Below are 22,567 nucleotides of genomic sequence, written 5' to 3' on the forward strand. Positions count from 1 at the left end.
AAAAAAAAGCCACCCTAGATAGGGTGGCTTTTTTATGACTAATTCATAATCTCATTACTGAGACTTAAGTCTTAGTTCAATACGTTAGCAACAACACCAGCGCCTACAGTACGGCCACCTTCACGAATAGCGAAGCGTAGACCTTTGTCCATAGCAATTGGGTGGATAAGCTCTACGCCCATCTCAACGTTATCACCAGGCATGACCATTTCAGTACCGTCTTGTAATTGGATTGCGCCAGTTACGTCAGTGGTACGGAAGTAGAACTGTGGACGATAGCCGTTTAGGAATGGTGTGTGACGACCACCCTCTTCTTTTGACAGTACATATACTTCAGCGTCAAATTTGGTGTGAGGCGTGATTGAACCTGGCTTCGCTAGTACTTGGCCACGTTGTACGTCTTCACGCTTAGTACCACGTAGTAGTACGCCACAGTTTTCGCCAGCACGACCTTCGTCAAGCATTTTACGGAACATCTCTACACCAGTACAGGTGGTTTTTTGAGTGTCACGGATACCAACGATTTCGATTTCGTCACCAACTTTTACGATACCAGATTCAACACGGCCAGTTACTACGGTACCACGACCTGAGATTGAGAATACGTCTTCGATTGGCATTAGGAATGCTTTGTCAACGTCACGCTCTGGCTCTGGTATGTAGGTGTCTAGTACGTTTAGTAGTTCTACAACGGCTGGTTGGCCGTATTTTTCTTGTGAGCCTTTTAGGGCTTCAGTAGCAGAACCGTGGATGATTGGGGTGTCATCACCTGGGAAGTCATAGTCGTTCAATAGTTCACGAACTTCCATTTCTACTAGTTCTAGTAGTTCTTCGTCATCTACCATGTCACATTTGTTCATGAATACGATGATGTATGGTACGCCAACCTGACGTGATAGCAAGATGTGCTCACGAGTCTGTGGCATTGGGCCGTCAGTTGCTGATACAACTAAGATTGCGCCGTCCATCTGAGCGGCACCTGTGATCATGTTTTTAACATAATCGGCGTGACCTGGGCAGTCTACGTGTGCGTAGTGACGTGTGTCTGTGTCATATTCTACGTGTGAGGTGTTGATGGTGATACCACGTGCTTTTTCTTCTGGTGCTGAGTCAATAGACGCGTAGTCTTTTGCTTCGCCACCAGAGGTGATTGCAGCTACGGTTGCGATTGCAGCGGTAAGGGTGGTTTTACCATGGTCAACGTGTCCGATGGTACCGACGTTGACGTGTGGCTTGCTACGTTCAAACTTGGCCTTTGCCATGGGTATTTCCTCTTTTTTTAGCTACGGTTGCGATTGCAGCGGTAAGGGTGGTTTTACCATGGTCAACGTGTCCGATGGTACCGACGTTGACGTGTGGCTTGCTACGTTCAAACTTGGCCTTTGCCATGGGTATTTCCTCTTTTTTTGGTGAATGATCAATAAAAAGCTGTTTAATGGCTCATAATAAAACTAACTCATCATAAACCTAGCTATCAACCGCACGAACCACTGCTTCTTATCAAACAGCACTTCGAACTAATTTTTGTATCCGTTATTATACGCCGGCTTATCCTCAATAGTCATACATCTCTTGCTCGAAACCTATTTTTCTATTATCTAAAGAGGTCTTAAATATGCTACTGCTTATAACCGTTTAACGGCTCGATGTGCAAAGCTATTATATCAGCTAGATGACATCATCAAACAATCCGTAAAATCCGTTAACATATGAAAAAGCAATCCAATCCCAATGATGTTAAAAGGCTTACGAAAAAAGAGCAAAGCAACATATACCAGCATCGCATAATACGTATGTAGCGGATGAAAATTAATGCTACATCTATTAGCCTGAAAGATCGGGTCTGCTACTAAGTGATCCAAATCAACTAACATAGTCGCAAGCAATATCAGATATGCTTTTTTCCACTCTTTCTTAAAAAATACAACTGCGATAACGAGAGGGAAACCAAAATGCAAAAAGTAATGTATAAACGTTTGCATACTCGTTTACCAGTTTTAATTCTGTTGATATCGAATCATCAAAAGCAATATTTATTAATATGCTGACAGCACTAAAAGGCAACACCTCAGTGTCACCTTTAAATCGTTACCTGTCGTACTAATTTTATATGTTTCAATATTTTATATTTTCGATATCGACGCAAAGCTATATATAAATAGCAAAACAAGCATAGAGGATTTACATAATAAATGGAGCTCATATCGAGAATTGAACTCGAGACCTCTCCCTTACCAAGGGAGTGCTCTACCGCTGAGCTATATGAGCGTATAGTGTAAACCTTTGAGCTGCACTAAAAAAAATATCACGATACAGTAGTAATAACTGATGTCGTGATGAATAATTAATAGGCTTTGCGATGGTGTATATATGGAGCGGGTGGCGGGAATCGAACCCGCGTCATTAGCTTGGAAGGCTAAGGTGTTACCATTATACCACACCCGCATTTACTCTAATCTTAATAACTCTAGTTGAGAGTTAGAAACTATATAGAGCATGCTTGGCGCTATAACAAACTTTTAAAAAAATATGGTGGTGGGAGAAGGATTCGAACCTTCGAAGCTTTCGCGACAGATTTACAGTCTGTTGGGTTTGACCGCTCCCCAATCCCACCTAAGGGTGCTTTGAACAAAAATGACTCTCATTTAAGACAAATTCATAAAAAGCTACTTTAAAAGAGATGGTGCCGACTGCCGGGATCGAACTGGCGACCTACTGATTACAAGTCAGTTGCTCTACCAACTGAGCTAAGTCGGCTTGTTCTCTCTAAAGTGGTGGCTATTCTATCAAATATTTTGAGATGCGCAAGCCCTTTTTTATCTTTTTTTTTATTATTTTAATAATAATATTCAAGCTACTGATTACGTTGTTATTTTTTTGATAGAAAAATAACAACGTAATTGCTCTTCTGATCTGTTGTGATTATATGCGCTGCATAGCTGGCTATATAACTAGCGAATGCGTAGTCCATTACAGGCCATTTTTACCGCTTTGACCAACGCCAATGCTTTTTTATTGGTTTCATCCCACTCCGCTTCTGGCACAGAATCAGCAACAACACCTGCGCCTGCTTGGATATGGATTTCACCGCGGCGCATCACTGCTGTACGAATAGCAATGGCGGTATCCATATTGCCATTCCAACCTAGATAGCCCACTGAACCACCAAATACTGTCCGACGTACTGGCTCTATCTCATCAATGATTTGCATCGCGCGAATCTTGGGCGCGCCTGATAGTGTACCCGCTGGAAACGTGGCACAAAATACATCTAGCGCGTCTTTATCAGACCTTATCATACCCTCCACATTGGACGCGATGTGCATGACTTGTGAGTAGCGCTCAATAAACATCTTGTCTGTAACTTTGACACTGCCATATTCACAAACACGGCCGATATCATTGCGACCCAAATCAATAAGCATTAAGTGCTCGGCAGTCTCTTTTTCATCAGTGAGCAGCTCTTGTTCAAGTGCCAGATCCTCCGCTTCATTCTGACCACGCTTGCGCGTCCCTGCTAGTGGCCGTACGGTGACTTTACCGTTTTCGATACGGGACAGGATTTCAGGAGAAGCGCCAATGATATCAAAGCGTTTGTGATCATCAAGCGTATAGCCATGCACCAAAAACAGATACGGCGATGGATTTAGATAGCGTAATGCACGATAGACGGCTAGAGAGTCGCCTGTGTAATCTGCCGTCAACCGCTGTGCTGGAACCACCTGCATGACGTCGCCTGCTGCGATATAGTCTTTTATTTTCTTAACGTCGCTGCAGTACTTTTCCATACCGGTTTGCGAGATAAATTTTGGTGTGGGCATCACTGGCGCGGACAAATTGGACGGTTCTGCCAACTTCTCTTCGATTTTTTCCAACTCACGGATAGCTAAGCTGTAGCCCTCCTCGGTTTGACAGTCAGCATAGACGATGATCGATAAGGTATTTTCTAAATTATCAAAAACAATGACACTCATGGAAAGCATCAGCCACATATCTGGCATTGACATTGGATTGGGTGCGTCAGATAGGCCCACACTAGGCTCAATGATACGTACCATGTCGTAACCAAAGTAACCGACTAGGCCGCCGCTAAAACTTGGCATGGTGGGCACATCTTCAGAAGTCGGCATTCGATACTGCACCATCAACTGACGGATATAATCAAAAGGATTCTCTACTGCTGCTGTATCGATATGATCGTTCCGCTTGGTAGTCATATTGCCATCAGCGTACTGTAAAATAAGATCACTACCCAAGCCGATCATCGAGTATCTTGCCCAGCGCTCACCGCCTACCACAGACTCAAACAAATATGCAGAGCCGTTTAAATCACGTACTTTGGAAAACACAGACACTGGCGTCTGTGCATCCATCAAACGTTTTTTGACTAAGGGTGCATGACTAAAACCCCGATCTTTAAACGCTTGATATTCTTGGAAAGTCATCATAGTAACGCTCTCTTAGCAGCAGAATGGCAAAAAATAAAACAGTGGACTGAACCATAAAATATAGCGCCAACACCGTATTTGAATGTTAGCGCTATAAAAAGCAGTTTGTCTGAATGACGATTCATACAGCAGTTAAGTTCAGGCCTCAACCTTCATAAACTAACTGAGCTAACGGACTGCTTATCAATCAGGATAGCTATGGATAAACGCTCGTATTCAAACTACGGATCGATGTCCCTACATAACGCCCATGTTAAATAGCCATAATGCCAAGCCAATAATCAAAATGACAGCAAATACCCATATAAACCAACCACCGCTAGATTTTTTCTCTACTTGTCCTGTATGAGCTGGATTACTGATTTCTTGATCCATGGCATTATTGCCTTGGGTGCCAAGATCATGATCCCGCCCTAAATTTGCCGTACCCGAAAACTGCGCGGTCGCTGCTTGCTTGGCTTTTAAGACATCAGGATCGGCTTCTTCTTGTAATTCAGTCTTTGTCGTTTTGTCGTGCTCTTCACTTACTACTGGTTTTTCATTTACTACAGGTTCTTCACTTACTGTTGGCTGCGATACTGATGGTTCATCATCAGTAGATACTGTTGGGGTCAACGGCTCTGCAGTCGTCACAGCTTCTGACTCCGTTACAGTTGACTCAGTCGCCGCTGATACAGGCGTTTCAGATACAGGCGTTTCAGATACAGGCGTTTCAGATACAGGCTCTGACTCTTCTGGTGCTGTTTCAATCGATGCAGGCGTAGCACTTTGTGCAGCCGACAAGACATCCTCAATACCAGTCTCTTTAACTACTGGCTCTTGAGGCACTGGTTCAGCCACTTCCGCTCTGTCAACTACAGGCGCACTTGCTGAATCTACTACGGTGTTTGAAGTAGTATCGACAGATGGACTCTCTGCATCCTCTGCAGTGGGTAAAATCTCTTCAATATTCGTTTGCTTTACGATTGGCTCGCTGACGATATGCTCTTCGATGATATATTCATCATGCAAATTCTCAGTAGTTTCTGCTGGGGCAGTCTCATCACTGACACTACTTACTGTATCGTCCTTTATGACTGGCTCTAGTGTCCCATCTGCTGTAGCAGCGACAGGCGCTTGTACCTGAAAGCTAAAGCTTGCAAATCCAAGCGTATCCTCAGCCTGTAGAAGGTTTGATTCGTTGCCCGCGATACGTCGATCATTGATAAAGGTACCGTTAGAAGAGTCTAAGTCTTTTACGTATAACTGACCATCAAGTATGCTTAGAATGGCATGATTGCGAGATACTTGCTTGCTGCCGAGTACCACATCATTGTCACCGCCGCGACCTACAGACAAGCTATCCTCGACTGTCAGTGTCAGATCGCCCAGTGCCTCTGTTAATGCATTTAATTGCCATGTGCTGGCTTGTGCTGCCGTGCTCACACTATCTGTATTATCCGTCATCTTGTTACTCCTTATTTTTTCTATTAATTTTCAAACGATTTTAAGCAAATTACTGTCAATTTTTATTCACTGATCACTCTATGATAGAGAGCATAATTAGTGGTCATGTGCTTGATCTATTTTGGTATAAAGTGAGGCTTGATGACCTTATCAAGCTGGCTATACGGAATGCTCAATACCGGCATACCGTAGGCGTATGGACCGATAGAATAGTGCTGATACCGAATGTTAATCCCTGTCTCTGTCAAGGTCACATTGTCGCTCAACATAAACGGCCAGCTTTTCTCATAGCTACTGACATCATCAGCGACGGTCTTTACCCATGCTTTATACGCATCATGCGCGAGTGCTTCAAAACGAGGCTTTTTGCCTTTGATCAGCATGTCATCAAGAGTGACTTGTTTTTTGGTGGTCAGATCAAACGTTAGATACTCGCTATAAGGCATGCCGTGTGCACCACCAGTAAAGACGTAGGAGTTGATTTCGAACAGCTCAAAGTTATTGACGTGACCCAAGTAATCAGGCGTCACCATCAAGCTATAAGCCCACGAAACCTCTTCAGGCATATCTTGAAACTGCGATGTCGCAAAGTCATTAATCGCAGCAGTTACGTCTTCCTGGCTGCTTTTCGTCTTAATAGGTGCTGACTCAGTTGGCTTGCTATTCACCACCAAATTATCAATACGTGCATTGACTGTCTTATCTATCCAACCATGATTTGTCTTAAGGTATTTAATCTCAATTTCTGGGCAATTATCACGCTCAGTACACATCTTTTGAATTTTTTCTGGTAACTGATAATCGAGATACTCTGCTGAGCTGATAAGGCTACCTGCATTTGCGGACAGACTAGCGGCACCCATCAGTAAACCGCTTGCTAAGAGACCAATTCGCCGTGTACGCCCTACTCTGCCTAAAGAAATATGCGTCAGCGTGAACCTATTAAGATGAGATTGAACCATAGCTTTCATGCATCCTCTTTTATAAATATAAAATGTTGTAATACATTCTACCGTAACAATGACGCTGTATTGTAGGAACACTGTTTGTGTTTTTGAAGTGTTGCTATAGTCGGTTCACTATAAAATCGATACAATAAGATTACACGCTATTTTGCGCAGCCTCTGGAGACGTAGTCACAGCAAGCAAGAAAAATAGCGTTTAATCAAATGAATTTATTATCCTGTATCGTTTTTATTTAGACTTAACTATAATCACTCAAAACCTCTCTTGACTCATTTGCCGCATAAATAACGGACAATAAAAAAGACACGGCTAGCGTGTCTTAATCATTGAACAATAAGCGATGCAGGTATATTTGATACAAATAATCTTAATGCTCACGCGTGCTGCTAAAGGTGATCTCTGGATAACGATCTTGCATCAATTGTAAGTTGACCCGTGATGGCGCAAGATAAGTCAGATAACCACCACCATCGATTGATAACTGGTCATGGGCTTTTTTCTTGAACTTTGCCAAAGCCACGTCATCATCGCAGTGAATCCAGCGTACAGTGGCAATCGATACTGGCTCAAAGGTACATTGCACTTTGTATTCTTCTTTGAGACGATGCGCGACCACTTCAAACTGTAGCACCCCAACCGCGCCCAAGACCAAATCATTATTGATTTGCGGCATAAATACCTGCGTGGCACCCTCTTCACTTAATTGCTGTAGTCCTTTTTGCAGGGCTTTTGATTTAAGCGGATCTTTTAGTACCACGCGGCGGAACAATTCAGGAGCAAAATGAGGAATACCGGTAAAGCTCAGCTCCTCGCCTTCAGTGAAGCTATCACCGATAGAGATCGTTCCGTGGTTATGCAAACCAATAATATCGCCCGGATACGCCTCTTCTAATGCTTCACGGTCGCCTGCCAAAAAGGTCAAGGCATCGGCAATACGAACGTCTTTACCCAGACGCACGTGCTTCATTTTCATGCCCTTCTCGTACTTGCCAGAGCACACGCGCAAGAAGGCGATGCGGTCACGGTGACGTGGATCCATATTTGCCTGGATCTTAAAAACAAAACCTGTGAAATCGGTCTCGGTTGCTGATACTTTACGCTCAGTCGTTGGATGGGCTTTTGGTGGTGGCGCGTATTTGACCAAGGTATCGAGTACCATATTGACACCAAAGTTACCCAATGCCGTGCCAAATAAAACTGGCGTCATCTCACCTGCCAAAAACGCCTCTACATCGAACTCTTCTAGCGCCATCTGTACCAGCTCGAGTGACTCCTCAAAAGCATCAAACATCAGCTGACCTAGACGCTCGCGTATATCAGGATAATCATAGCCTTCGCGGGTCTCAGAGACGGTCATCTTGCCGCCATTGCCTTTCTCGTATAAGTAGGTTTTGTTTTCTGCAAGGTGATACACTCCAACAAAATCCTGTCCCATACCAATCGGCCACGTGACGGGCACGCATTTAATCTTTAGTACCGCTTCGATTTCACTCAGTAGCTCAAGCGGCTCACGAATCTGGCGATCGAGCTTGTTGACGAACGAAATGATTGGCGTATCGCGCATGCGACAAACTTCCATCAGCTTGATGGTTCGTTCTTCGACACCTTTTGCGCCATCGACCATCATCAGTGCGCTATCCACGGCAGTCAACGTACGATAGGTATCTTCACTAAAGTCGGCGTGACCTGGGGTGTCTAGTAGGTTGACCATGTGGTCTTTGTACGGAAACTGCATGACAGACGTGGTGATTGAGATACCACGCTCTTGCTCCATACTCATCCAATCTGAGGTGGCATGACGATCGGTCTTACGGCCTTTGACTTCGCCTACGACCTGAATCGCTTGTCCCCATAACAACAGCTTTTCAGTCATGGTGGTTTTACCAGCATCGGGATGCGAGATAATGGCAAAGGTGCGGCGCTTGGCCACTTCTTTGGTTAGTTTTTTTGGATCTACGCTCATAGTTTTCAGCTTCAACAGTTGTGTCATTTAGAAGTTAATCTAAATAAATAAAATCAATAATGAGCGTATTGTAGCCGATTTCGCGTTAGGGTGCAGAGTTCACGCACAAAAAACACGCTCTATCAGTCAGACAAAGCGTGTTAACAAAATTTTTAACCGTCAGCGTAGGGCTTGCTTGATTTTAATAATAGCGCTTGATTTGCTCCGTTATAAAGTCTCCTGCGACCTCATTGACAAGCGTACAATCTACCACGCCAAAGCGGCTATCTATATTTGGATCGGTGCTACCTTTGGCAACATAATTTGCCTCATAAATATCCTTCCCATATTCAACACCACTATATTCATAGGCAGGTTGATTTTTGTATTCAAAGAACATCACTTGCGCCGCTTTTTGCTTATTTGCTATACCAACACCAAACTGAGAGGTCATATGATCTCTGTCGTCACTAAAGCGTTGTTTAGCAGCTTCGATCCATTTCTCCAATGACGAATAGCCTGTCTTATTTTTGTCATTGAAAGCCAAAAATGAGCGCTCGCTTGTCACGACTGGAATGTAACAAACGGAGCCTTCAGGGAAAGCAACATCGGATGGAATTTCTGAGTAGTTGCTCAAATCGGTGAGAATACCGCGGCGCTCTTCAATACTCGTGCCCGCGCTATAACTGCGGGTCGTTAAGCCCGACAAGTTCAGTGTTTGATAGGTGGTTTGATAGTCCAGTTTGTTATTACTGTTTTTTTCATAAATAGGACGCTTGACCGTGCGACCATTGACTTCGATGTCTTTGTTTTCGAGTCGACCTTCGAAATTATCTGCCAATATGGTTCTGTCTAAATCATTGAGACTCTGGTTGCTATAACTGTTGATGAGATTGGTGGTTTTGATCTCGCGTGCGCCTGTACGATAGGTCTCATCGATGCGTGCAATGGCAGTATCGTTGGCCTTACTATCGTAACTATTGGCAAAGCTCGTCAACGTAATATTGTCGCTATCAGAACCATAACTGGCGTCATCTACTTCACAGCCTATGAGCGCAAGCATTGTCCAGAAGAAAACACCAGATATCGCAACCACTCTATTCATCGAACAATGTCCTTATGATTTAGATTTTTTATCACCCAATTTGATGATATTAATATGACCAACCACATGGCTTTGGTCATTTTGTTTATTAGCACCAGCAGGTATTGCTACTGTAGAGAGCTCCAAAAGTCATATTTACAAACTTGTCGTAAAGATTTACTACCGACTTACTGAGCTGTTTTAATGATTTGTTATCCTAGGTTGGTTATTTGGCTTTACCACGAAAATCTAAAAACCAAAACAAAGGATGTGTTATGAAAACTTTATATTCAACCAAAGCGACTGTTACTGGCGGCCGTGCAGGTTCAGCAAGCTTAAGTGACAATGACCTGACTATAAACATGGTACCACCAGGCTCTGGAAAAGAGGGCAATAACCCAGAACAGCTATTTGCCATGGGATACAGTGCCTGCTTTGATGGCGCCCTTGCAGCTGTTAAGCAAATGGAAAAAGCAAAGTTTGATTCAACCACTTCAATTGAAGTAGATTTGCTTCAAGGCGAAGGCCATGACTATAAACTGGCTGCTAAAATTCATGTCATTGGTGAAAATACAGAATTGTCAGCTGACGAGTTTCAACAGTTGGTCGAGAAAGCGCACCAAGTGTGCCCATATTCTAAAGCCACACGCGGCAATATCGATGTTGAAGTCACCTCAGAAGTAAAGTAACGCATTATGAGACTCATTATCAATGATTAATTAAGAAAGTAGTTAATTAAAAATACGTTAATTATAGAAGAACTCAGCTGGTCTGGGTTCTTTTTTTGTTTGAAATTTTGGTGTAAAAATAAAACTGCCAGAACATCTCGTAACGGTTAAGCAGTTCGGCACGCACTGTTTTTATCGTTATAATAAGGACATATTTTTATCTAATAGCTGATAAGTGACTTTTATGACTGATAATATAGCTGACAATACCGCCGATCACGACCACAACTCCCATCAAGCACTCGATCCTAAAACCTTACCGAATTTTGACGACATGCCTAACGTCGCGCTGATGGATACCAGTCATGTAGACAAAGATCAGCCGCCCTTTATCTTAGTCGACGGCTCGTATTATCTGTTTCGCACCTATCATGCCCTCCCAAAGACCATGCAAAACTCGCAGGGTCTAATCACCAATGCGATTCGCGGTACCTTGAATGCGCTGCTAAAACTGATGCGTCGTTATCACCCTACTCATATGGCTGTATGCTTCGATACCAAGTCACCGACTTTTCGCCATCATATGTCGTCTGACTATAAGGCCGCTCGTCCGCCTATCGATATAGAACTGGTAGAGCAAATTCCTTATATTCATCGTTTGGTTAGCGCCTTGGGTATTCCGCTATTACGTATTGAGGGTGCAGAGGCCGATGATATCATCGGTACACTTGCCTATCGTGCTGTCGAGCAAGGTCACCATGTGGTCATCTCAACGGGTGATAAAGACATGATGCAGTTGGTTAATGATTGCGTCATCTTAGAAGACAGCTTTACTGGTAAAGTCACGGATACACCAGCGGTAATCGATAAGTTCGGCATTAACCCAAACCAAATGATTGATTTTTTGACGCTTATGGGCGACAGCTCTGACGGTATCAAAGGCGTGCCAGGTATCGGTAAAAAGACCGCCAAAGACTTGTTGGTTGAGTATGGTGACATCGACAACATGCTCAAGCACATTGGCTTTATCAAAGGCCGCGGCGCAAAAGGTTTGATCGAACATGCCGATGACATTCCTTTTAACAGAAAGCTTGCTACCATCGTCACCAATTTGGAAATCGGCCAAGACTGGAACGACTTAAAAATAAATACCGACCCTTGTGCGCATATAGAGGAGCTTCGCGCCCTATATACCGAGCTTGAATTTAGAAATGAGCTGGCATCTCTTGATCATCCAAACCACCCTGCGAATGGCGCGCAAAGTGTCGCTGATAGCCAAGCCAATGCTGAGTCACAAGCGCAAGTTGCCAAATCACTGCAATCGACCAACACTGATAATATGACGGGCAGTAACCATCAAGATAAAGCGTGGCACACTGTGCTCGATGAGCCAGCATTTGATAGCTTGGTCGAATTATTAGAAGCAGCGCCGCACTTTGTCATTGATACCGAAACCACCAGTGTTCATTGGCGCGAGGCGCAAATCGTCGGGCTGTCTTTTGCGGTGCAAGCGCATGAAGCCTATTATATTCCGCTCACCCACCGCTTAGAAGGTGATGAGCTAACAGCGAAACAACTCGACCGCGATACCGTACTGGCGCGCTTAAAGCCTGTGTTAGAGAATCCAAATATCGGTAAAATCGGACAGCATCTAAAGTATGATGCGCATATCCTTGCTCACTATGATATTGACTTAGTCGGTGCGATACATGAGCAGCCAAATAACTGGGCGATGGATACCATGCTGGCAAGCTACGTCATCAATGCGGCAGCGACTCGACACGGTATGGACGATTTGGCACGCCATTATCTGCAAACGCAGACCATTAGCTTTGAGGAAGTCGCAGGTAAAGGCGCGAAGCAAGTCACCTTTGACCAAGTGGCTATCGATATCGCCAGTGACTATGCTTGTGAAGACGCTGATATTACTTATCAGTTATTTGACGTGTTCAGCGTTGAGCTGGCAAATGATACCAATAATGCCAAATTGCTACACGAGCTCGAGATTCCAACGGCAGAGATACTTTGCCAAATGGAGGCACATGGTATTCTCATCAAACGCTCTTTCTTAAACGAGCTATCAAAACGCTTTGATGAAGAAATCATCGCCCTAGAAAAACGTGCTTATGAAGTGGCTGGCGAAGAGTTTAACTTAGGATCACCGAAGCAGCTTGGTGAGATGCTGTTTGACAAGCTTGGCGTGCCGGGCGGCAAAAAAACCAAATCTGGTCAATACTCGACTGGTGAAGCGGTTCTATCAAAAATCGATCACCCATTAGTCGATATCACCTTAGAGTATCGCGGGCTGTCTAAGCTAAAAAGCACCTATACCGATGCACTCGATAATGTTGCAGATGCTGAGACCGACCGCGTGCATACCAGTTACCATCAAGCACTGACCAGTACTGGCCGTCTGTCATCAACTGATCCTAACTTACAAAATATTCCCATTCGTACGGCGACGGGCCGCCTGATTCGCCAAGCCTTTATCGCCCCAGAAGGTCGCGTGATCTTGGCCGCGGATTATTCACAAATCGAGCTTCGTCTCATGGCGCATTTCTCAGGTGATAAGAACTTGACGCATGCCTTTAACGAAGGCCTAGATATTCATGCTTCGACTGCTGCTGAAGTGCTTGGCAAGGATGTTGCGGACGTTACCCCAACTGAACGCCGTAATGCCAAAGCCATTAACTTTGGTCTGCTATACGGGATGAGTGCCTTTGGACTTGCCAAGCAATTACAGATGAGCCGCGGTGAAGCGCAAGACTATATCGATATGTACTTTGAGCGCTATCCGGGTGTCAAAAACTATATGATTAATACGCGTGCTAGCGCGTACGAGCAAGGCTATGTCGAGACGATATTAGGCCGTAAACTCTATACCCCTGATATCAATCATAGCAATCGTATGGTCAAGCAAGGCGCTGAGCGTGCCGCAATCAACGCGCCGCTACAAGGATCTGCCGCTGATTTGATTAAGCTTGCCATGATTGCCGTTGATAAGGTATTGCCAAAAGATCAAGCCAAAATGCTGCTGCAAGTCCATGATGAACTGGTGTTTGAAGTGGATGCCGATAAGGTAGACGCGGTTAGCCAATTGATTACCGATGCCATGCAAGATGTCTTGACGACTACGGCCGTAGATAAAGGCTGGCATGTCGACTTTGCTGTACCGTTACTGGTTGAGACTGATAGCGGTCAAAACTGGGATGAGGCGCATTAATCATTGATTTGGTCAACTTAGAACGCTAGCGAGCTTAAAGATATTATGGGTTATGATGGGTTTTGAAACCCACTGTATCATCTATATAAACAACCACTTATGACTACTTGGTTATATTCTATGACGTTATTATTACCATATTGGGTTATAATAGCGTCATAGTAGATTATGCATATTTCGTTAGATGTTTTTTGGTTTAGAGTGAGCCTACGGGCTCACTTTTTTGTTTTTGACACATTTTTTTGATACGCAGGAGCCAGTTATTTTGAGTTCAGATGGCATTATTGAAATTCCTGGTATGATCCTATTGTTCGTCTGTTTGCTGCGTTGCATGCAGTACATTGCACAAAGTCACGTTAAACAAATTCGGGCCTTTTGGCTGGCAGGGCTACTTGTGTTTGTCGCTGTGATTCGTCGCGAGCTGAATTATTTACCAGACTTATTAGTGCCAAGTAATTTTTCTTTCTTAAATCAGTCTTATGATTGGTGGGAAGACAGTGTACTGACTGTCATTTATCTCGTCGCGCTTGGTTTATTGGTTTATTCAAGACATTACCTATGGGCAGTGTTAAAACACGTGCCTGTCTCACTCTATCTCATCGTTACCGCGCTGGCAATCATACAGTATATGGGAGAGAACGCCATTATGTTCCCGCATACCTTTGGAGAGATTGTAGAAGAGCTATCTGAAACTGCGATTTACGCGATTGCCTTGACCTACCTATGGCGATTTAAGCTGGCTGATTATGAATCGTGTCTGACACAGAAGTTCAATTATGAGCTCAAGCATGTCAATCATTAGTACAATCATTATCATGCTCTCTCTTTACTGACATCATAAGAAAACTATAAACGACCCTATAATGACAAGCGGCTGCTCCATATGAGTGGCCGTTTTACTTTTTGGCAATCGCCTTACATTTTTTGAACATCCTGTGACACCTTACTACTAGTGAAAAACGTCATAAGCGTACACACTGATAAACATATTAATAACATCGCAACGCACAATATTATAAACAGTTGGTGCGATACTCTCACTTCTAATAAATACAATAAAGGATCAACTATGGAAAACTCAAAGAACCCATTACCAGAAGAGATGGATCATATCGATGGCAATCGCCGCGACAATAATGACAGCAGGGATAACCAAGACAATCAGTTGGTTGATTTAGACAACCAAATGCTACACACAATCGATAACGATGATGTCATCGACAATAGTGCAGGATTTGACAATTCAGAAGTCGGTAGTGCTGCTACGCAAGGACTAACGCCTATGCATCGCCAAAACATAGATGAATCACGTGTCGATGAGATTTTGGTGCAAGACAATCTTGATGACAACGATTATCCAGATCCGGCAGATATCGCTGATAGGGACGCTGCAGAACGTAGCAATGATGACGATTTTTAGAAATTAGCACCGCGGTTGATATAGCCCTTTAGAGCGAAAAAGCACGCTTAATATCGTTAAGCGTGCTTTTTTATGACTTATCATTTAACTAACAGTAATAGATATTCTCAGCTGATTATACCCATCCATCAAGTGTGCCAGCCCAGCCTTTTACAAGAGGCAAGCTCAACGCTTCGAGCAATTCAATGTGTGTCTCATCAAGGTTTAGCGCAGGAATATAGTGATACTCTTGCCCGCCTGCGTTTAGAAAATTATCACGGTTTTCAATGGCCAACTCCTCTAACGTCTCAAGACAATCCGCTGAGAACGCAGGACTAATGACTTGTACTGAGCGCACACCAGATTTGCCCCAATCTTCTAATACCACATCGGTATATGGCTTCACCCACTCTTGCTTACCAAAGCGTGACTGAAAACTAATAATCCATTCATCGTCTTTTAAACCAAGTGCATGTGCCACTTGCGCCGCTGTACATTTGCAACGCTTAGGATACGGGTCGCCTTTATCTGCATAAGGCTGCGGAATGCCGTGAAAGCTGAACATTAACTTCTCAGGCTTGCCATGTTTCTCTTGGAAACGGCGTATCGAGTTAGCCAATGCCTGAATATATAAAGGATGCGCAAAGTAGTCTTTGACAATGGTATAGTTTGGCAAGTTACGTTGCTTGAGTGTCCATTTTGTCAGCGCATCATATACCGCACCGCCTGAAGAGGCTGAGTACTGCGGAAATAATGGCAAGATGACAAAATGATCCACGCCTTCTGCGCGCAGTGCATCCATCACATCAGGCAGTCCAGGATTACCATAGCTCATCGCAGGATGCACAGAGACGCGAAATGGCGCTACGCTATTGGCCAGACGCGGCTCTAGTAGCTCCACTTGGCTCTTTAGGATTTTACGAATCGGTGAATCCCCTTCCCAAATGCTCGCGTAAGCCTTTGCGACACGCTTAGGACGGCTTGGTAGGACAAACAAATTCAAGATAATGGCCCACAAAAACTTGGGAATCTCGATCACTCGTGGATCTGACAAAAACTGTTTAAGATAGCGTCGTACGGCAGGTGCCGTTGGCTCATCTGGCGTACCAAGGTTGACTAACAGGACAGCAATACGTGGAGGCAATTCAGGTTTCATAGCAGCACTATTTATCAGCAGTAAGTTATTAGAAGTCGTGTCATCATAAAGGTACCAGATTGCTCATACACCTTTGTGCAAACACCGCATTAGTGTAGCATTTTATCCCTTCATAACGCATGGCAAAAGCGCACTTGTACAATTTGCTACGCAGTCGCCAGCCTTCTATCATTTACCCTTTACTATTTAACGCGATAAAACGGCGTTTAAAAGACTTGCTCGGCGGTTGTACTCCTACGCGCATCACCATACAATAGGCAAGCCCAGTTTATAAAAACGGTGTAAGTAAAGTAGTCTGTCAACACCTTCCTATTTTGCTCTTATTTTATTGATGATTGTTGTCTTGCGAGGTAGCTTTGAACGCACGCTCTGATAATACCAGTGACCAGTCCCCTAATTCTCAAACTCACGTAAACAGCTCAGCCAATACTACTGCTGGATCTGTGGGTGTGATTACGCCACAAAAATTCCATTTTGCTGAGCCATTGACCTTGGAATGTAACCGTACTCTGCCCTCATTCGATTTAATGGTAGAGACTTACGGCACGCTCAATAGCGATAAATCAAATGCGATTTTGATTTGTCATGCGTTATCGGGCAACCATCACGCGGCAGGATTTCATAGCGTTGATGACAAAAAAGCGGGCTGGTGGGACAATATGATTGGCCCCAACAAAGCCATCGATACCAATCAGTTTTATGTGGTGTGCGTCAACAACATCGGTAGCTGTTTTGGCTCAACAGGCCCAACAACTATTAATCCCGATAGCGTTAGTTCAATTGACAGTATCGATTCAAGCGATAGCAGGGGAAATAACAGCAATGAGCCACAAGTCTACGGCCCTGACTTTCCGCTCATCACGATTAAAGACTGGGTAAAAACCCAAGCCATGCTCTCAGATCGTCTTGGCATCGATGTCTGGCATGCCATCGTCGGTGGTTCGATGGGCGGGATGCAAGCGCTGCAATGGTCCGTCGACTATCCCGATAGGCTAAAACGCTGCGTGGTCATTGCCAGTACGCCGAAACTGTCTGCTCAGAACATCGCCTTTAACGAAGTCGCCCGTCAGTCTATATTATCCGATCCTGATTTTAAGGATGGACGCTACATACAAGCTGGTACCTACCCTCGTCGCGGCCTGATTTTGGCACGGATGGTTGGTCATATCACTTATTTGACTGATGACGCGATGAAAGCCAAGTTTGGTCGTGACTTAAAATCTGGCAAGTTTATGTATGGCTACGATGTCGAGTTTCAGGTTGAGAGCTATCTGCGCTATCAAGGTGAGCGCTTTAGTGAAAACTTTGATGCCAATACCTATCTACTTATGACCAAGGCATTAGATTATTTCGACCCGACACGTGACTATTCATCAGCGGTAGCAAAAGACAATACAGAGTCGGCCGTCCCATTAGAAAACTCTATCGCGGCGTCAGTCGAGTCTAGCAAAGCCAATGCGCAGAATGAGTTAGAAGATGCGGTAGCGACGATTGAAGACATTGAGTCTGATCGACAGCAAGAGCTTTCTGCGTTCAAAGCGGCATTCGCCCATACACAATGCCAGTACTTGGTTGTGTCATTCACCACCGATTGGCGCTTTGCACCAGAACGCTCGCAAGAAATTGTCGATGCGCTGATGGCTACTGGCAAACCTGTTAGCTATATTAATATTGATGCGCCGCATGGCCATGACTCTTTTTTATTTGACATTCCTCGCTACATGGGTGCTGTTAGAGGATTTTTGACAGCGCCATTTATTAACCCTAGCCGCCCAGCCACAGGAGAGCGCTCATGAGAATGGATCACCAACTGGCAGAGCGCTGGATCGCACCGCAAGCACATGTACTTGATTTGGGCTGCGGTAATGGCGAGCTGCTCGCGCACTTACAGCAGAAGTTAGGCGTCACTGGATACGGGCTTGAAATTGATGAAGACAAAATCAACGAAGCCATTGGCAACGGCTTATCGATTGTTGAGCAAGACCTAAACGATGGCTTAGCACGCTTTGCCGATAACAGCTTTGATACCGTGGTTATGGCGCGTGCGCTACAAGCGGTAAAAGCGCCTGATGTGCTGCTGCTCGATATGCTACGCGTCGCCCGAGAGGCGATCATCACATTCCCTAACTTTGCCCATTGGCAAAACCGTCTTCATTTAGGGCTTAAAGGGATGATGCCGGTGTCTGAAGCACTGCCTTATGAATGGTACAACACCCCCAATATTCATCTATGTACGTTTAAAGACTTTGAGCAACTGTGTGCGCAGCATGATATTCATATCGTTAATCGCTTTGCGGTAAGCGACTCTGATAAAGGTCATTCCCCACTGATGACGGCATTAATTAGACAGGCACCCAATCTACTCGCAGATGTCGCTATCTATCGAGTGACAAAGAAAAAAACGAAGTAATGTCAGATATTTAATTTTTGCTCAAAAGGATAAAATGACCGTTATTGCTGAACCTTTTATCTTAGCAAATTGTTAACTAATGATTGTCTTATAGTAACTCTATGATTTTACTGAGGACAATCAGGTACAAGCAGCTATTAAATCTTGTAATTAGTATTTGAGTTTCGTAAGTTTGGGTGTTAAGCTAGCAAAATGTTGTCAGTTATCCCACTATTACGACCGTTTGTCTAATTAGTTGGGTTAAATCGATGATACAAAATTAAAAACTCTATTGCTGATGATTAGGTAATTCATCTCGCAAGATGTCACCTAATTGTTATCGCCGTCTAACTGTCTTTAGCGAGACGATGTTTAGCGGTACAATTTTCTTGCGTATTAACTGCCTAATTTTGGAGCTGCTATGAAATTATTAAAAGCCGCATTGTTTACTGCCTTATTTTCTTGTGCTGGTTTGGCCAATGCTGAGTTAATATCAAACGTACCGCTTGATACTTCACGCTTTGAGCTGATGCCTGTGAGCGAGCTGTCTAGTCGTGCTGCCCAAGGTAACGATCATGCTCAGTTTTATCTAGCCAAGCGCTTGCAAAAAGGCGAAGGTATTGCTCAAAACACCCAGCAAGCTATCCAGTGGTACACCAAAGCCGCTCAGCAAGGCGTTGCTCCTGCTCAGTTAAACCTTGCTATCATGTATTTACGCGGTGAAGGCGTACAACCTAACTTGCAGCAAGCGCGTCTTTGGCTAGAGAAAGCCGCGATGCGTGGCGACAACCGTGCCAGCTATACACTTGCATTGTTAGATGAAAAACAAAAAAATCTGGTAGATGCCTATAAATGGTATGACTTGGCTGCCCGTGATGGCATGCTCGACGAAAAAGTCCGTAACAAAGCGCGCGGCAAAATTGGACAGTTGGCATTGAACTTATCAAGCTCAGACATCGCCAATGCACGTAACCAAGCGGATCGCTGGTTCCAGAGTAAGTAAACTCTAAACGAACCTCAAAAAAGATTAAGTTGATAATAAGAAATCCAGCCTTTGAGCTGGATTTTTTGTTTTTATCTTATAATCAAAACATTTATTATTTCAGCTCCTATCAAGCTGAGCGACCTAAACTATTCAAAACCCTGCCAAAATTTGCTACACTACGCGCGCATTCATCAATCCCACAATTTTGTTAATGCTTTAAATTGAAAAGATACTTTAAACCCAACGCACTAGGTTTGCGACCTAGCCAGCAGGAGAAACACATGAGCACCACTCAAGATAGTAATATCAAAGAAACCGTGGTAACTGACAATCAATCAGCCCCCGCCTACGATAGCCTCACTAACAATATCGTTGTTGCCGCACTTTATAAATTCACACGCTTTACTGACTTTGAGCAGTATCGCGAGCCGATTTTGAATACCATGCTAGATAACGATGTCAAAGGCACTTTATTGCTGGCAAGCGAAGGCATTAACGGTACGATTTCTGGTACGCGTCAGGGTATCGATACCATCCTTGACTATCTGCGCAATATCGAAGCGATTGGTACGTTTACTTTCAAAGAGTCTTATACCGATGCGCAGCCGTTTTATCGCACTAAGGTAAAGCTCAAAAAAGAAATCGTCACCATGGGCGTAGAAAACATCGACCCACTACAATCGGTCGGTCGCTATGTAAAGCCTAGCGAATGGAATGCACTGATCTCAGATCCTGAAGTGACTCTCATCGATACACGTAACGATTATGAAGTGCAAATCGGTACGTTCCAAAATGCCGTCAATCCAAACACTGAAACCTTCCGCGAGTTTCCAGAATACGTATCAAAAGAGCTCGATCCAGCCAAGCATAAAAAAGTGGCCATGTTTTGTACAGGTGGTATCCGCTGCGAGAAGTCAACTGCCTATTTGCGAGAGCAAGGGTTTGAAGAGGTCTACCATTTAGAAGGTGGTATCCTAAAATACCTAGAAGAAATCCCAGCCAGTGACTCTATGTGGCAAGGTGATTGCTTTGTCTTTGACAACCGTGTATCGGTCAATCACAACTTAAAAAAAGGTAATTATGAGCAGTGTTTTGCCTGCCGTATGCCCATCACTAGCGATGACATGCAGAGCCCAGCCTATATCAAAGGCGAGTCATGCCCGCATTGTATTGACAAAGCCACAGATGAGCAAAAAGCGCGTTTCCGTGAGCGCGAGCACCAAATGCAACTGGCCAAAAAACGCGGTGAAGCCCATATCGGTAGTGACGTGATGGATGTCATAGAAAAACGCAAAGCGGCCAAGATTGAAGCGCGTCTGCAAGCAGAAGCGGTAAACAACGCTAAAGCCAATTAAACCTAGCATTAGTACAATAAAACAGAAGTAAAAAAGAGAGGCTCTAATCAATAGAGCCTCTCTTTTTTTGTGATAAATCTTCAATGCGTATCAAAACTATTAGCACTGATATAGTTAATCCAATTTAAAAGCAGATTGACTATATTAGAATAAGATACGTACGCGGATAGTCTCTTCTACATCTTTTAATTGATCGAGTGCAGCAGTCGAATCGTTGTAGTCAACGTCCATGACTAGATAACCGACATCGCCTTCTGTCATCAGGCTCTGTGCTAGGATGTTGATACCTGCTTCAGCAAACAGACGGTTGATCTGAGACAGTACGCCTGGCACGTTTCTATGAATGTGTAGCAGACGATGCGAGTTTTCTTTGAACGGAATAGAAACTTCTGGGAAGTTCACCGCCGTCGCCGTATCACCTTGGTCAGAATATCTGACAAACTTATCAGCGACTTCAAGGCCGATATTAGCTTGCGCTTCTTGTGTTGACCCACCGATATGCGGCGTCAAAATCACATTATCAAACTTACGTAGTGGTGATTCAAACTCTTCGTCAGCTGATTTTGGCTCTTTTGGGAACACATCGATAGCCGCGCCCAAAATTTTACCAGACTCAATTGCTGCCGCCAGATCATCAATCTCAACACACGTACCGCGAGCCGCATTGATAAAGTAGCTGCCTTCTTTCATCTGAGCGAACTGCTCAGCTTTCATCATATAGCGCGTGCTTGGCACATCAGGCACATGCAATGTCACGATATCAGCCATTGATAGTAACTCTTCTAGGCTACCAACTTGTACCGCATTACCTAGTGGCAATTTGGTCACAGCATCATGATAGATGACTTTCATACCAAAGCTTTCTGCTAGCACAGACAACTGCGAGCCGATAGAACCATAACCGACGATACCGATAGTCTTGCCGCGCACTTCATGTGAGTTAGTCGCAGACTTACCCCAGCCGCCGCGATGTACGGTTGCGTTCTTTTCAGGAATACCGCGATACAGCATAATCGCTTCAGCCAATACCAGCTCAGCTACCGAACGGGTGTTCGAGAATGGCGCGTTAAAGACAGGAATACCTAAGTCACGAGCGGCATCTAGATCGACTTGGTTGGTACCAATACAAAAGCACCCAATGCCGATAAGTTTGTTTGCATGCTCAAGTACATCGCGCGTCAATTGAGTACGCGAACGAATACCGATAAAGTGAGCATCTTTGATCTTTTCGATCAGCTCTTCTTTGTCTAACGCGTGACTGATATTCTCGATGTTGTGATAACCAGCACCCTCCAATACTTTTAGGGCATTGTCATGTAGACCTTCAAGCAATAAAAACCGGATTTTGTCTTTTTGTAGTGATAACGCCATATGAGAACTGTCCTATATTTGTTTTATAAGATTATCTGTCGGATAATCTGTGATGGATGAAACGAAAACAGTCCCGATATCTTACACAAAATTTGACGCCGATGTTAGCAGATTAGATGAATTATTGATTATCAA

Annotated in this window: 18 protein-coding genes and 4 tRNA genes; 8 read left to right on the forward strand and 14 right to left on the reverse strand. The window is 44.1% G+C overall.

Annotated features, from left to right (window positions below):
- Positions 1 to 71: 71 nt before the first annotated feature.
- The 12 genes from tuf to HL061_RS06115 form a co-directional block, all read right to left on the reverse strand.
- Entirely contained in the window at positions 72 to 1,262 is a 1,191-nt protein-coding gene (gene tuf / locus HL061_RS06060; protein ID WP_071002260.1) for an elongation factor Tu, read from the reverse strand.
- Positions 1,243 to 1,389, reverse strand: a complete 147-nt coding sequence (locus HL061_RS06065) for a GTP-binding protein (RefSeq protein ID WP_290127444.1) — start codon at positions 1,387 to 1,389, stop codon at positions 1,243 to 1,245. Before HL061_RS06065 ends, tuf begins: the two co-directional genes overlap by 20 nt.
- Before the next feature lie 275 nt (positions 1,390 to 1,664).
- Entirely contained in the window at positions 1,665 to 1,982 is a 318-nt protein-coding gene (locus tag HL061_RS06070) for a DUF6122 family protein (RefSeq protein WP_071002261.1), read from the reverse strand.
- A 211-nt stretch (positions 1,983 to 2,193) separates the two neighbouring features.
- Positions 2,194 to 2,268, reverse strand: a tRNA-Thr gene (locus HL061_RS06075).
- Between the two features lie 103 nt (positions 2,269 to 2,371).
- A tRNA-Gly gene (locus tag HL061_RS06080) sits at positions 2,372 to 2,445 on the reverse strand.
- A gap of 85 nt (positions 2,446 to 2,530) precedes the next feature.
- Positions 2,531 to 2,614, reverse strand: a tRNA-Tyr gene (locus tag HL061_RS06085).
- 67 nt (positions 2,615 to 2,681) lie between these two features.
- Positions 2,682 to 2,757: transfer RNA gene (locus HL061_RS06090), tRNA-Thr, on the reverse strand.
- Positions 2,758 to 2,951: 194 nt separating this feature from the next.
- Positions 2,952 to 4,448 carry an anthranilate synthase component I gene (gene trpE, locus HL061_RS06095; RefSeq protein WP_071002262.1) on the reverse strand — a complete coding sequence of 499 codons (1,497 nt, stop codon included), beginning with the start codon at positions 4,446 to 4,448 and terminating at the stop codon, positions 2,952 to 2,954.
- 237 nt (positions 4,449 to 4,685) lie between these two features.
- Complete coding sequence (locus HL061_RS06100) at positions 4,686 to 5,894, reverse strand: FHA domain-containing protein (RefSeq protein ID WP_071002263.1); 1,209 nt, start codon at positions 5,892 to 5,894, stop codon at positions 4,686 to 4,688.
- A gap of 116 nt (positions 5,895 to 6,010) precedes the next feature.
- Positions 6,011 to 6,865, reverse strand: coding sequence for a DUF3298 and DUF4163 domain-containing protein (locus tag HL061_RS06105; protein ID WP_083328872.1), 855 nt, complete (start codon positions 6,863 to 6,865; stop codon positions 6,011 to 6,013).
- A gap of 362 nt (positions 6,866 to 7,227) precedes the next feature.
- Positions 7,228 to 8,823, reverse strand: coding sequence for a peptide chain release factor 3 (locus tag HL061_RS06110; protein ID WP_252962625.1), 1,596 nt, complete (start codon positions 8,821 to 8,823; stop codon positions 7,228 to 7,230).
- A 181-nt stretch (positions 8,824 to 9,004) separates the two neighbouring features.
- Positions 9,005 to 9,907, reverse strand: a complete 903-nt coding sequence (locus tag HL061_RS06115) for a hypothetical protein (RefSeq protein WP_240365926.1) — start codon at positions 9,905 to 9,907, stop codon at positions 9,005 to 9,007.
- A gap of 254 nt (positions 9,908 to 10,161) precedes the next feature.
- Here HL061_RS06115 and HL061_RS06120 point away from each other — a divergent pair, with 254 nt between their 5' ends.
- From HL061_RS06120 to HL061_RS06135, 4 genes are all read left to right on the forward strand, one after another.
- Positions 10,162 to 10,575, forward strand: coding sequence for an organic hydroperoxide resistance protein (locus HL061_RS06120; RefSeq protein WP_071002265.1), 414 nt, complete (start codon positions 10,162 to 10,164; stop codon positions 10,573 to 10,575).
- Between the two features lie 313 nt (positions 10,576 to 10,888).
- Positions 10,889 to 13,777: a DNA polymerase I gene (polA, locus tag HL061_RS06125; RefSeq protein ID WP_227517200.1), complete on the forward strand. Its 2,889-nt coding sequence runs from the start codon at positions 10,889 to 10,891 to the stop codon at positions 13,775 to 13,777.
- Between the two features lie 265 nt (positions 13,778 to 14,042).
- Positions 14,043 to 14,579, forward strand: a complete 537-nt coding sequence (locus tag HL061_RS06130) for a hypothetical protein (protein ID WP_252962626.1) — start codon at positions 14,043 to 14,045, stop codon at positions 14,577 to 14,579.
- A gap of 267 nt (positions 14,580 to 14,846) precedes the next feature.
- A complete protein-coding gene (locus HL061_RS06135; RefSeq protein ID WP_252962627.1) occupies positions 14,847 to 15,197 on the forward strand; it encodes a hypothetical protein in 351 nt (116 codons plus the stop codon).
- Positions 15,198 to 15,312: 115 nt separating this feature from the next.
- Here the strand turns inward: HL061_RS06135 and hemH are convergent, their stop codons facing one another.
- Positions 15,313 to 16,332 carry a ferrochelatase gene (hemH, locus tag HL061_RS06140; RefSeq protein ID WP_252962628.1) on the reverse strand — a complete coding sequence of 340 codons (1,020 nt, stop codon included), beginning with the start codon at positions 16,330 to 16,332 and terminating at the stop codon, positions 15,313 to 15,315.
- 443 nt (positions 16,333 to 16,775) lie between these two features.
- Here hemH and HL061_RS06145 point away from each other — a divergent pair, with 443 nt between their 5' ends.
- The 4 genes from HL061_RS06145 to HL061_RS06160 all read left to right on the forward strand — a co-directional run bounded on the left by HL061_RS06145 (position 16,776) and on the right by HL061_RS06160 (position 21,061).
- Positions 16,776 to 18,128: a homoserine O-acetyltransferase gene (locus HL061_RS06145; protein WP_252962685.1), complete on the forward strand. Its 1,353-nt coding sequence runs from the start codon at positions 16,776 to 16,778 to the stop codon at positions 18,126 to 18,128.
- Positions 18,125 to 18,742: a methionine biosynthesis protein MetW gene (metW, locus tag HL061_RS06150; RefSeq protein ID WP_058025768.1), complete on the forward strand. Its 618-nt coding sequence runs from the start codon at positions 18,125 to 18,127 to the stop codon at positions 18,740 to 18,742. Before HL061_RS06145 ends, metW begins: the two co-directional genes overlap by 4 nt.
- Before the next feature lie 400 nt (positions 18,743 to 19,142).
- Complete coding sequence (locus HL061_RS06155; protein WP_058025769.1) at positions 19,143 to 19,724, forward strand: tetratricopeptide repeat protein; 582 nt, start codon at positions 19,143 to 19,145, stop codon at positions 19,722 to 19,724.
- Between the two features lie 263 nt (positions 19,725 to 19,987).
- Positions 19,988 to 21,061, forward strand: coding sequence for a rhodanese-related sulfurtransferase (locus HL061_RS06160; protein WP_212563884.1), 1,074 nt, complete (start codon positions 19,988 to 19,990; stop codon positions 21,059 to 21,061).
- A gap of 144 nt (positions 21,062 to 21,205) precedes the next feature.
- Here the strand turns inward: HL061_RS06160 and serA are convergent, their stop codons facing one another.
- Complete coding sequence (gene serA / locus HL061_RS06165) at positions 21,206 to 22,432, reverse strand: phosphoglycerate dehydrogenase (RefSeq protein ID WP_240365924.1); 1,227 nt, start codon at positions 22,430 to 22,432, stop codon at positions 21,206 to 21,208.
- Positions 22,433 to 22,567 lie beyond the last annotated feature (135 nt).

Origin of the sequence: Psychrobacter sp. PSP (genome assembly GCF_024085615.1) — a bacterium.
GTDB lineage: Bacteria > Pseudomonadota > Gammaproteobacteria > Pseudomonadales > Moraxellaceae > Psychrobacter > Psychrobacter pacificensis.